This window comes from Clostridium acetobutylicum ATCC 824, from assembly GCF_000008765.1.
In the GTDB taxonomy this organism is placed as follows: Bacteria; Bacillota; Clostridia; order Clostridiales; family Clostridiaceae; genus Clostridium_S; species Clostridium_S acetobutylicum.
This window is the reverse complement of record NC_003030.1, coordinates 1,330,214-1,342,632: the sequence shown is the minus strand read 5'-3', so window position 1 is coordinate 1,342,632 and position 12,419 is coordinate 1,330,214. Positions and strand designations below refer to the sequence as shown.

At 27.7% G+C, this 12,419-nt stretch carries 19 protein-coding genes; all 19 read right to left on the bottom strand.

Annotation, left to right across the window (positions count from 1 at the left end):
• Complete coding sequence (locus CA_RS06310) at positions 1-1,470, bottom strand: replicative DNA helicase (RefSeq protein WP_010964505.1); 1,470 nt, start codon at positions 1,468-1,470, stop codon at positions 1-3.
• 51 nt (positions 1,471-1,521) lie between these two features.
• Positions 1,522-2,073, bottom strand: coding sequence for a hypothetical protein (locus CA_RS06305; protein WP_010964504.1), 552 nt, complete (start codon positions 2,071-2,073; stop codon positions 1,522-1,524).
• Between the two features lie 20 nt (positions 2,074-2,093).
• Positions 2,094-3,107: a radical SAM protein gene (locus CA_RS06300; protein WP_010964503.1), complete on the bottom strand. Its 1,014-nt coding sequence runs from the start codon at positions 3,105-3,107 to the stop codon at positions 2,094-2,096.
• Positions 3,108-3,148: 41 nt separating this feature from the next.
• The gene (locus CA_RS06295; protein WP_010964502.1) at positions 3,149-3,763 is read right to left on the bottom strand and encodes a hypothetical protein; all 615 of its coding nucleotides are present in this window, start codon (positions 3,761-3,763) and stop codon (positions 3,149-3,151) included.
• A 13-nt stretch (positions 3,764-3,776) separates the two neighbouring features.
• Complete coding sequence (locus tag CA_RS06290; protein ID WP_010964501.1) at positions 3,777-4,295, bottom strand: hypothetical protein; 519 nt, start codon at positions 4,293-4,295, stop codon at positions 3,777-3,779.
• Between the two features lie 249 nt (positions 4,296-4,544).
• On the bottom strand, positions 4,545-4,901 hold the full coding sequence (locus tag CA_RS06285) for a hypothetical protein (RefSeq protein ID WP_010964500.1): 357 nt from the start codon (positions 4,899-4,901) through the stop codon (positions 4,545-4,547).
• The gene (locus tag CA_RS06280; RefSeq protein ID WP_010964499.1) at positions 4,901-5,173 is read right to left on the bottom strand and encodes a hypothetical protein; all 273 of its coding nucleotides are present in this window, start codon (positions 5,171-5,173) and stop codon (positions 4,901-4,903) included. Before CA_RS06280 ends, CA_RS06285 begins: the two co-directional genes overlap by 1 nt.
• A gap of 129 nt (positions 5,174-5,302) precedes the next feature.
• A complete protein-coding gene (locus tag CA_RS06275; protein ID WP_010964498.1) occupies positions 5,303-6,799 on the bottom strand; it encodes a hypothetical protein in 1,497 nt (498 codons plus the stop codon).
• A gap of 549 nt (positions 6,800-7,348) precedes the next feature.
• Positions 7,349-7,933, bottom strand: coding sequence for a 3D domain-containing protein (locus tag CA_RS06265; RefSeq protein ID WP_010964496.1), 585 nt, complete (start codon positions 7,931-7,933; stop codon positions 7,349-7,351).
• Between the two features lie 41 nt (positions 7,934-7,974).
• Positions 7,975-9,030, bottom strand: coding sequence for an ATP-binding protein (locus tag CA_RS06260; RefSeq protein ID WP_010964495.1), 1,056 nt, complete (start codon positions 9,028-9,030; stop codon positions 7,975-7,977).
• 68 nt (positions 9,031-9,098) lie between these two features.
• A complete protein-coding gene (locus CA_RS06255; RefSeq protein WP_010964494.1) occupies positions 9,099-10,088 on the bottom strand; it encodes a hypothetical protein in 990 nt (329 codons plus the stop codon).
• Between the two features lie 59 nt (positions 10,089-10,147).
• A complete protein-coding gene (locus CA_RS06250) occupies positions 10,148-10,369 on the bottom strand; it encodes a hypothetical protein (RefSeq protein WP_010964493.1) in 222 nt (73 codons plus the stop codon).
• A gap of 19 nt (positions 10,370-10,388) precedes the next feature.
• Positions 10,389-10,613, bottom strand: coding sequence for a hypothetical protein (locus CA_RS06245; protein ID WP_010964492.1), 225 nt, complete (start codon positions 10,611-10,613; stop codon positions 10,389-10,391).
• Position 10,614: 1 nt separating this feature from the next.
• Positions 10,615-10,899, bottom strand: coding sequence for a hypothetical protein (locus CA_RS06240; protein ID WP_010964491.1), 285 nt, complete (start codon positions 10,897-10,899; stop codon positions 10,615-10,617).
• Between the two features lie 14 nt (positions 10,900-10,913).
• The gene (locus CA_RS06235) at positions 10,914-11,150 is read right to left on the bottom strand and encodes a hypothetical protein (protein ID WP_010964490.1); all 237 of its coding nucleotides are present in this window, start codon (positions 11,148-11,150) and stop codon (positions 10,914-10,916) included.
• Positions 11,151-11,456 (bottom strand): hypothetical protein, encoded by a 306-nt coding sequence (locus CA_RS06230; RefSeq protein WP_010964489.1) that lies wholly within the window; start codon positions 11,454-11,456, stop codon positions 11,151-11,153. It lies immediately after the preceding gene.
• Positions 11,453-11,566: a YopX family protein gene (locus CA_RS20460; RefSeq protein ID WP_141104732.1), complete on the bottom strand. Its 114-nt coding sequence runs from the start codon at positions 11,564-11,566 to the stop codon at positions 11,453-11,455. The genes CA_RS06230 and CA_RS20460 overlap by 4 nt, the downstream gene beginning before the upstream one ends.
• 170 nt (positions 11,567-11,736) lie before the next feature.
• Positions 11,737-12,120 (bottom strand): hypothetical protein, encoded by a 384-nt coding sequence (locus tag CA_RS06220; protein ID WP_010964488.1) that lies wholly within the window; start codon positions 12,118-12,120, stop codon positions 11,737-11,739.
• A gap of 96 nt (positions 12,121-12,216) precedes the next feature.
• A complete protein-coding gene (locus tag CA_RS06215) occupies positions 12,217-12,399 on the bottom strand; it encodes a hypothetical protein (RefSeq protein WP_010964487.1) in 183 nt (60 codons plus the stop codon).
• Positions 12,400-12,419 lie beyond the last annotated feature (20 nt).

The window sequence follows — 12,419 nt, the reverse complement described above, 5'->3', positions numbered from 1 at the left end:
TTAATTCTTGCTCTTTTTATCTTTTCCCATAATCTTTTTTAAACCAAAATAGGCAAACCCTAATTCTTTAAACATTATCTTCCCTTTATCAACTTCATAAATGATAAAATCTTTATCTTTTCCTCCTCTGTTTTTTTCAACTTTTGTCATATAATAAGTTTTATCTACACTTAATATTTCAACTTGTCCATTATCTGGGTTATTAGGTTGTTGAATTTTCACACCTATGTTTTCTTTATCTTTATAATCTAATATTCTTGACATTTTCATCATATCTAAATTATGCTTCATCTGTTTTCCTGAAGCTGTGGCTGTGTTATCTAAAACTTTATTTACTACTGCTTCATCTAATAATTGAAACGTTAGCCATAAAGCCATGTCTAGTCCACGTTTCTTAGGTGATCCAACTATCTTTTTAAACAATTCACTTGTTGCAACAAATTGCTCCCAACTCGCCATATTACTTTTGGAAAATCTAAAAACCTTATATGTGTCATAAAAGACATGACTTATTCCTTTTAGCTTAACTTTTTTTAGGTTTATTTTGAGATTATCATAAGAATAATCTTCAAGTTCCAGAAAATTAATATTGTGATTCTTTTCTATAAATTCCGCTGCCATCTGCACAGCTTCGTCTTCTTCTTCATTGCAAGTACCAGTAACAATTTTTTCTTGATCTACATAAACACCTGTTTTGGGTGCAATTATATTATTAGTAACTGTAGTAAGTAACATTTCTTTCCACTCTTTTTCATCCTGCTCGTTTACAAAAATCGCTAAAGGTGTATTCTTAAAATATGCTAAATACATTGCTATAAAACATACTTCTCTACTCTTTCCTAATCCTGAACCCATTCCACTACCATATACACATCTCGTTCTCCATCCTCTTGTAAATGTGTTTAGAATAGGAAATGGTAATGCAACCCCTATATCTGGCTTCTTCTTTAAATTAGTATAGAATTCTTTCATTCCTTTTCCTAAATCTACTGAATCATTTAAATTTTTTATATATGAACCTACTTTTGCTAATTGCAAGTCATAAGCTTTTAGTATTTCATCAGTTTTCCTTTTTTTTAACTGATCTAAATTATTTCTTACTGGAAAACCTCGTCTATCTAACTCCCTAATTAAATTCCACGTTTTTAATTGCTGATAAATTGTATCAAAATTTTCATAGTTTGCAGCAACTTTAACTAATCTATTTATTGCATTATTACCACCAAAATTTTTAAATGTTTTTTGTGTTTCTTCATCCATTTTAGATACTTGTATACTAACAGTTGTCTCATTTATTTTTTGAACCTGTTTATATGTTAGAGTAAGTACTAAATACAACAATCTTAAATTATCATCTATAAAGTCATATTTAGCTGAAATTAATTCCTCATATTCTACAAGAGTATCAGGTACTCTATATAAATATCCTATTGCTAAAGATTCTGTTGTTATATCTTGTAAAACTTCCATTTTATCGCCTGCCTTTAATGTTAATTTTCTAAACCCATTCATTTTTAATTCTTATTTGTTCTCTCCACATACAAACAACTTCGTTTTATCTATCTTTATTGTCAAAGCCCTTGATTCGTCTTTTTCTAAAGATGTTATATCAAACCCTAATCCTTTTAGATACTCAGCTGCTTTTACTCCATTGGGGTTTCTTTTTACTACAATCCTTACTTTGTCGTAATTATCTTTTACCGCTTCAATTTCCTTCTTTTCCTCATTCTCGATTAATTCAACAGATCCTCCATGAAAAGAGCAATTCTCTATAGTTCTTCTAACTATTCCTTCTGATGTAAAATGACTTCCTTCATACTCGAAGTTATAGTATCGTCCAGTGCCATAATCAACTGCTTTATTTTCATTCATTTCCAAAGCTAGATTGTTGAACTCGTCAAATATCAAATTAAAGTTCTTCTGAATTTTTTTAAGCCTTTTCATATATCCTGTTTCCTTAAGTATCTTTATCTTTTCGTTTTTTATTTTTTTTAAATATCTTTCCTCAACACTATTTATTGCTTTTTTTTCAACCTTATCTATAAATTCTAGACATTCTCTTTTTTTAATCATTTTGATTTCCTCCCTTGATATTAATTAATTTTATATTTACATTTTGGCAAACTTCCACTTAATATTACATTTCCACAAGTTATTCTTCCTAAGTCCTCATCATAACTTGGTACAAACACTAAAACATCAAATCCCATTTTCTTCAAATCATTCTCTATATCTTTATATGGAGTATACGACACATAACCTTTTGTTGTTTTTATATCATTTTCAATAGAAGATACTGTCTTATGCAATGGTGTTATCTTAACCATAAATTTACTTGGATCAAACAATTTCTTCAGCACTTTTGCATCTACTTCATACTCATCTGCTAATGCAAAATTCAAGCAGTATTTCCTTCCCTTTGGCATAGGTAAATCATTTCCTATTGAAGATATCTCATTTAAAGTTAGAGCATTTCCTCTAAACATATCTCTTCTTTGATTTTCATTTGTCGAATTTATACTTAATTGGAGTCCTGCATCACCTTGAAAAAGATTATTTTTTATATCTACCCATTCATTTATTCTATGAGCCAAAAATTTATTTTTATTAGGACACATGGTTGTAAATACTGGATGTATCAAACTTTCTCCAATATAAGGCTTTACTATATTTTTTAAATTTCTTGTAAAATCCAAAACATCATTATTCCATGATGGTTCTCCCATTCTTGCATAGTGTATATTCAATCTTTCTGTACGATCTATTTCTGGATGAAGATTTAAAGCCTGTTCTAACTGTGTTTTTAAATCATTGTAAGTTACATTAACGCCTTTCCCAACTTTAGGCACATCACAAAATTTACACCCTGAATCACAGCCATATTGTGTACTCATGGTTACAACCCATTTTTTAGTTAAAGGTTGTACTTTGCCATTTGGAACTCCTTCTAAATCTCTAGTAATTCCTAAAAAATCAGCTTTAACGTTTACTTCTTTGCCATAGTCACCTAATGATAGAAATTCTAACTTACCTTTATCTCCTTTTATAACACATATATTTCCTGTTGGAACTTCTAAATTTTTCAAGATTATACTTTCTTTTATCATTTTTAAAATCTCCTTTTTGTATACTAACCGCTATAAGTTGTCTATTTTAAGAAATCAAAATCACCTTTATTATCTTCTTGCTTCTCTATATTTTCTGCCTTTATAAATTCAAAACTATTTGTATTAATTTCTGATATTTTTTGCTGATTCTCTTTTCCTTGAAAGCTATCTATTTTATTTTCAATAATAGTCATTATATAATTGGCTTTTTGGTTTTTAGAGTTAAATTCTTTTCCTCCGATAGCCTGTTCAACTTCTTCTTCATAATTTCTGAAACATTCCAAAATTAAATTATATTCATATCCAGCTTTTGAATCTATAATTTTTCCTAATCTTGAAGTGCCATTTCTAAGATCCTGTAATCTTACAACCATATTTGATGGTAAGTTTACATCAAACCATTTTTCTTTTATCCATTCATATAGCTCACACCAACTCTCACGCTCATATTTTGCTCTATCTTCACATTCTTTATGAGCATAATATACATCTGGAATCTTATTTCCTTCTTTATCTACTCTAAATTCCCTCGTTTTTTCTTCATCTTTTAATACTATTTTTTCTTTCCATTTTAAGTTACCTTTTCTATCATGTTTTTGATATGAAGGCAGAATTCCTTTTAGTCCACAATACTTACACTTATGTTCCTTTATCAAAGCATCTATCTCCTTACATTAAAAATTTAATGACCAAACTCTTTTTATATCCCACTATTTCTCCATATTCACCCTTTCTCTTGGAATTATTAATCCATTTACACTCAATATTTTTAGGATACTTTTCAAGTTTATTTTTAAACATTTCTGTAAAATGTGTTAGTTTAGTTATATTATTGTTAGAATTTATATCTATGTTATGATAATACCAAATTTTAATTTTTTTATCTGTACAAAATCTCATCTCATCAAAAATCGTATGCCATCCAAAATCCTCATTACACCAACTACATATGACAAATTCTCTTTCTCCTTTAATATGATTGTAAACAATATTTCTTTTAATCCACAATTCAGTAAATCTCTTTATTACATATTCATCTGACCACTTAAATATTTTTTTATATTCAGATTTCTTTTTAATATAACATATTTTATTAATTAACCAAGCTAAAGGATATATAATTTTGCACCAGTAATCTAATAATTTCTTTTTTAATTTATATAACTGTTGCTGCTTTTTAATATTCATATTTTCCTTATTTCCTTTTGATTATATTTTACTTTTTTTATTTAACTATTTAAAATTGTAACTTATTTAATTTAGAAAATAATATATATGTTATACCTGTATTGATATCGACTCCACCAATTATAAGTCCTTCTTCATTTTCTATTATTTCCATCAATAATGTTTTGTTCTGTAAGTTTTCATACTTAAAAGTTGGAATATTATCTTTGACAGAAAACCTATCAATATAATCCTCCTATTTATATCAAACTATTTTTCTAAAAATCCATCATTAGTTAAATCAAATACTGTTTCCTCTATGATATCTAAATCCCGACCTCCTATATGATAAGTTCCTGAAGGTGTGCACTCTATATACATATCATTAGGAAAACTATCTCCTATTCTTATTGATATCTGCACTACAGGTTGATCATATTCTTCATTAGCATATAAAATTTTATCAGGATTTTCTTCATCCATAAGAAACTTGTGATACCAATTATGTTGGTATTCATATCCACTCCCTTCTAAACACCTCTCACCTTTATCAGCCCATTCTTTTCCTGTTTTAAATCCATATCTTCTTAACTGATCTACACTAATACCTTTTTTCAATTTTAACACTATTTACATTCTCCTTTTTCTTTATAAGATTTTCCACAAAATGGGCAATATCTAACTTGCATATTGACGATTTCGTGTTTATTTTGAATTGTCCCTTTTTTTGTTTTACTTTCATACTCAACCTTCAAGGGCATGTATGGTTTTACAACCCAATGATCTTCTGTATCAAAATATAAATTTTGCAATTTAGCTTCTTTAGTATTTGACTCTGGATGCCTTTTTGAAAAATTATTTTTAATTTTATTTTGTATTTGCTCTATGCAATCACACACAAAAACTCATTCCTTCCTCTCTTTAAGTATTTATGCAGATATACATATATCTGCATAAGCCTTCAACTTTGCTAAACAACAATTATTCTAACTACATATATATTAAATAGCATCAATAAAAATAAAACTCTAGCTAAATTGCTCTCGTTTATCTAATAATTTCTTAATTTCAATACAACTTTTTTTTGCTTGATTAGAACCTGGGAGGACACTTATAAACTCATTACACATTTGCCTTAGTAATTTATTAAGATTTTCATTATCATGCTCAGATAACGTTTTTAAAAGATACTCCCAGAAATTATCATCATAAAACGTCTTTCTTAATTTTAATCCTTCTTCATATATGTTTAAATTTCTTCTTTTATCTTCATAATAAATTTCATATGTTCTAAGGATTGGTTCGTATTTTTCTATATTTTTTATAATTGAATATATACTAAATTTTCCTTTCCCAATAACATTAGAATGTTGACAATCAATTAAAGAATCTAAAATATAGTAGTAATTTTCTTCTGAATAGTCTTTTGCCTTTGAGTATTCCTTTATTTGGAATATTAAAAAATATACATTATTAAAAGGCAACGAATCCCTTTGCATAAGTTTAATAATTGAATACATATCAAGCAGTATATCATAAGCCCTATGCTCTATTTGTTTATCATTCATGATTCCATTATGTGCTACCTCATTTCGATATATTGGAACTTCAAACGCAAAATATGGATAATACATAAGCTTTTGAATTTCATTATCTTCAAAAACTTTATCAAGTTTGTTGATAATAGTACCTTCCTCAACGTTCCTTTCCCCCCCTTTAATTGCAGAACAAAAATCATAAAAAAGCCCTTCAACTTGTATGGCTCCTAAACTTACAAATGTTTGGTATGCCGATTTCTGAAATAATGCTAATAATATTACAAATACTTCTTTTTTAATTTTTAAAATATAATTATTTTTTACATTAGATAAAATATAGTTACTAACCTTTTTATGCGAAATAAAATCTTTAACATATTCGTAGTACTTATCCTCATTAGTTTTCTTTAATTTAATAAGTTCTGCTACCTTATCCTTGTGGAAATGAAAAGCGTCAAAAAATTTCACTGAAACGCTAAAATCATATTCTGGATCATAATATTCTTTATACCAGCTATAATTATCATCCTTTTCAAACATACCAACTTTTTCTAACCCATTCTGTTGAAGTTTCATTCTTTTTTTTAGCTCTGACAATAATTTATTTAAAATATAATTTTCTTTGCTTAATTTAGCTTTTTTGTTTATTTCTATAAAATAACTATGTTTTTTTGATTCATAATTATCTTTATCCTTATTTTTCATAGCATTTATGCTTCTTTCGATATTTTTATCAATTGATTTTAAATCCCTAAAGGCATCAGCTACTAATCTAATAAAATTATTAATAAATTTACAAGCCTGCTCACTAATATCCTCATTTTTTACAAAATTATAATTTTCTACATAAAACTCCTCTATTAAATTTTCAGCAACTTCTTGATTATCAATATTTTTTGCAAAATTCATCAAAATACTTTTTATTGTTTTATCTGTATGTTTATCATCTTTTATGCTTGACAAATTGATTAATGATTTATATTCCAAGATAAATCCTCTCCCCTAACAAGTAAATAATTAATTATGATAAAATTATAAACTTTTTAAAAATGACATACAATAGTAATCAATAGTACCTTTAGAAATTTACCATTCTTAAGTCTCTATTAAATTTCAATATTCTACATTGCCTATACCACGTATTTACATACATAACAAAATTCCACCTCGTCTACACAATACACTGATTTTTTATTTTGCATATAAAAATTTTTTTAATAGTTTTCCTCTATAGTATTGTTAACTTTATTTAATAACCCCTTAAAATCAATATAGTTACCACTAAAACAATTCTCTATAGTTTTTAATTCATAATAAAAAGATTTTTTATTTTTGATAGGTTTTATAATTGAATCTTCAAAAATTATTGTTTTCTTAAGTATTAATACATTCTCATGATTATAAGATATTCTATAAATATCTTGATACTTATTTCTTGAACTATCTGATAATTGAAATTTATAATTAATACCTTCCTTTTCTCTCGTATTTTTTATTTAAGCCTCTCTTATATGTACAAACAGGGATAAAATTATTTTACTTAATTACCCCTGTTGTTTTCACTATACCCTTACTGTTAAGAAATTCCTCTGAGGCTCCTAAAACAAAAACATCCAATTTCATAATTTTATTTCCATCTTGATCATATTTATAATGTATTGCTCTACCCCTATCAACAACAATTAAATCACCAAATCCTTTAATTGATATAATTGTCCCAAATGGAATATCTGGAGGTGCTGCACAATACACATAAGATTCATCAAGTTTCTTTCCACTTTTAGAAATTGCATCATTTTTTCCACAATCAATGCAATTATTTGTATAAAAGCTCAATTCAATTTTTATAGTTTTTAATTCTTTTTGCCTTTTTAATTCAACTTGCTGCTCACATGTTTTTTGCTGTAATATTCTTTGCTTCTCTTTTTCTTCTAAACACAATTTATATTGAACTTTTTGAAACTCTTTATCCCCATCAAATTCAAACTTATCTACCATTTCTGATTTTGGTGGCAAACAAGCCGTTATAGGCTTATTTATTTTTATTGTAGTGTTATTGTTTAAACATAATGTACTTATTACACACAATCCAAATAAGCCTACTCTAGCTCTTTTTGTCAATTACATCACATCCTATTTAAGCATCTTTTATATACAATTGTTTAATTTAAATCTTGTAATTCTTTTAATATTTTCTTAGCAAGATCTACTTCCGAGATAAGATGTGGATCTGTTATACCATTATCAGTTAAAATAGGCATTATTACAGATGGCGCTTTGCCTTCCTTAGTTAGAGTTCCTATTTCTGAAAGAATTTGTTTTATTACTTGTGATAACTCAATCTCATTTTTTTTCCCTGATAGACTCTTTGTTATCTCTTTATTCTTTTCTTCTTGCTGTTCTTTTGATAAAACATCTAAATCCTTTTCTATCCCTGCATTTATAAGTGTTTTTCTTATCGAATCTTTAAAAGCATTTTGAAACTTTTCCATTGCTTCTTCTTCTGTATCAAAAACAATATTGTGATCAAGTCTAACTCTTGATCCAGCAGTAACCATTTCGTCACTCTTAGTCAGTAATACACGTTTTGGAATCTTATTTCCATTTCCATCATCTGCTAATGTCCTTTCACCATAAATAATATATGAAACCAAAGGGTTTATAATTTTTTGTAACCTTTCTGGCATAGTACTAGTGTATATATCATAAGGCTCTCCTTTCTTAGGTGTTACTGTTTTTTTCTCTAAATGACTTATGAATAAAGGCATAAATCCTAGATTTTCAATTCTTCTAATTTGCTCCATAAAATCTTTATCTTTTTCTGAATAAAATTGTCCATGTGGAACTTCTCTTGCTGCCATATAGTTTTTACCATCTAAAATACTTAATCTTTGTAACGTATATCTGTCTACCATACTATACGCTTCATTTACTGTATCAAAAACAAGTACCTTAATTGTATCTCCAATTTCTTCTCTTTTTTCTTCTAACTTATCTATAAATTCTATAAAATCATCCCATGAAAACAATCTCTTAAAGATATTTGCTACATTTCCTTTATAGCCTTTTTCGAAAGGTAATATAATTGCATTAGGGTACAGACTTGATAAAGTTGTTTTCCCCCATTTTGGTTCAGCAACTATCAAACCTGAATACTCTGTAAAATTAACCTTTGGTATATTTTTTTCTACTCCTAATTCACTTAAATCAAAACTCATAATCATTTCTCCTTTTCGTGCTAATTGTTATAAGTGGGAGAAATAAAATTCTCCTCTTTGTAACTAATCTATAATTGGAATGGGAAAACTTCATTATTATTACTATTTTCCATATTTTCTTCAGATGTTCCCCATCCATTATCATCTTCTTGACTTAAATTATCTTGAGATGCGTTTCCATTAAAAATATCTTCTGCTTGTTGTTTTTGTGTTTTCACAAAATCTGTATTTTTATATTTTTTCTTTATATAGCTTTTAGGATCAGCACCTGTTACCAGTAAGCATTTATCAAAATTACTTCCAACTTGTGTTCCCCAATCTGTATTTTGAACCACAACCCTATTTTCTATAATTCCATTAACCTTAACTACATCTCCAAATTTAAATCCTTTTACAACTTTTGCAAACATAGGATTTGTTTCTATATTAACTCTAAACGTAGCTGGCTCAAAACGTCCTGCATATCCAATTATATATGCATATATATATAATCTTTGCTCTTTTTTATCTTCTCTTACTTCTCTTATTGTAATTTCCTGAGTAAAATTATTTTCTTCCTTAAATTTTTCATCACTAAAGTTTATAGGATTAGTACATTGTTGTACTTTCGAAATATTTAATGTATATTGTTCTTTAGTTACACCATCTTTGTTTTGATAAGTACTATATGATGGTTTTCCTATAATTACCACATCCATACCATCTTTAAAATCATCATTAATCCTTTTTGCTAAATCATAATCCGTTTCAATAATCTCATATCCTTTAGGTAATGGATTATTTCTCTTATTCCAATCAACAGCCAACGCCTTTTCCTTTTCTTTGTTATAAGCATATGCATTATCTTGCGTGCATCCAAAAACCTCAACAACTGGACTATTACTATCTGATGTTTGTAAGATAAATCGTATTTTTCTGTAAGCTCTCTTGTCTGCTTTTTCTGGAACATCTTCAAATCCCAATGATTTTCTAGGTTCTGTAAGTCCTTGAATTCTTCCTCTTAATCTAAATGATCCTTTCTGTTCTTGTAAAATTCCTTTATACTCTTGTTTTGCCATTGAAACATTCCTCCTAAAATTTATCATTATATTTATAATACAATACTAAGTGTTATAAGTCAAGTGAAACTAATAGCTCCAAAAAATTTCAGCACCCAACCACATACTGCAATAGGTATAGTTATTTCTCCTGTAAATAATCCTATTATTAAATTACCTATCGTAGGTATAGCAATATGAAACCATGAAAGGATCTCTTGTACCGACCAAGCTCCTATACTTATATTAAGAATTACTAAAAAAATCGGAACAAAACACCCTAAGCATCCTGATTTCTTCATATAAACACACCACCTTATTTTATTTGTTATTTCTTAGATTAAAAATTTTCAGACTACTAGATATTGCTTCTTCTAGTGTGTTGCCATATCCATGACAAAAATGTTTATTATTTAACGGATCACTGACAGGTTCTATGTTCATTATCCTATCAGCTAAATTGCAATGCCACTTATCTTCTAATCTATTTATTAATGGATGGTACTTCTCGTACTTTTTTAAAAATTCTGCTACACAAATTTTCATATTAAAACTCATTCTCCTTTATTTTTTTTATATTGTAAGACTCTATATAATCTGCTTTGGTTTTTAAGCGAATATACCTATTTTCTAGGACTACCAACCCCATATTCTTTCCTTGTAATGCTGCAACAATATCTTTTTTCTTTTTTAATGGTGGATTTAGTCCACTATTATCTGCATATACAGCACAATCACAAGCAGTACCTTTTCCAGATATAAACACCACATCAACAACGTAAACTTCTTTGTTCTCTGCCGTTTGATTCGTTTCTAATGTATCAATTTTCAAAACATAACACCTCTTTATTCTTCTAATATAGAATATGATTCAATCATACTTGTACAAGATATATTCCCTTGAAAATATTTTGTACAAATCCAAATTAAGTGATTATTGCTTTCTAAAATTCCTTTAATTTCTTCCTTTGTAGAACAAAAAAATGCAATATCGCCTTTATTACATACTTTATTCTTTGCTATTCTAGCTTTATGAATGAGTGTTCCATCCCTTAGTAGAATATTCACATATATTTCTTTCACTTATATCTCCTCTCTCTTCTTATAAAAGCTAGTTTTTATAAGAGTTGCACTACCATCTTTGATTTCATATATAGTCTCCACACTATAATCTTTACCACTCCATAAGTCTATTGCTAGAAATATTTTTTCATAAACCTTTTTCAGTAACTTAAATGGCTTATACTTTTTGCTATAACAGGCTTTATTAATATTCCTATACAATATTGTCTTATCGTTTCTTTTACTACACATAGTTAAATGTGCGTTAAAAAAACGAATACGCTTATTGATATTCTTACTTATCTTTTTAACTTGTCTTCTATTCATACAATTACCTCTAATAACTCAGGATTTTCGTAGATGTTGCCAATCACTTCCACCCTGTTTCCATTCCTCACACAATTAAATAAATCTTGATTTGAACGTTTTTTACACATATACAGCAAAGGTACTTTTTCATTCGCACCAAGATACTTCTCCCACTCTTTCCTTTAATCCATTTTTTTGTTGCATATAGCGATTTTGGTAAATCAAAAGTATATTTGATAACATCACACCCATATAATTTTATTTTTAATTCTTATCTATATCTCTTCCTATATCGCCTTTACTCCTCCTTGATCATAAAATTAATTGCTTCTAATTGCCCTACAGATAAGTTTACCCCTTGTAAATCACTAATTGAAATTTGATGAACATCTATTTCATTTTCAATATCTAACAACTCCTCAAAATCTTTGTTCCACTGCTCTTGGTTGTCACTTTTAGGTAACCCTTTTTTATCTTTTAATGGATTTCCATTTTCATCTCTTTTCACATATTTATCTGTTAATTTTTTTGATATTTCATCAAAATTCTTTAATACACTATTAACTTTATTTTTGTTTTTCATTAGTGCATACGAAGCCCTTATTGGTAGCTCTTTTTTCATTAGCTGTTGCATTCCACTTATCCCATTTATCATTTCCCTGTTTGTTATTTTTTTTATCATTTCTAACTCCTCCTAAATATTATTTATATTTAATAAGATATAATTGTAATTGTTTATATAACCTTTTTACACTCTTATATCTTAATTTATAACCTTCTAACAGCTATTGTTTATTCTTATAGTTTGGCTATATTCTACTTCCAATTTGCTTTCACTTTCTATGTTAAATAAAGCTTTTCTCATTTGCTTTTTGTGTGTTTCCTTTTCTTCTTCGTTTTGATATTCGTATTTCCATAGTTTCATTTGACAAATTTCTTTATGAACTTTTCTTAACCTCATTTTTTACTCCTTGTCCTTGC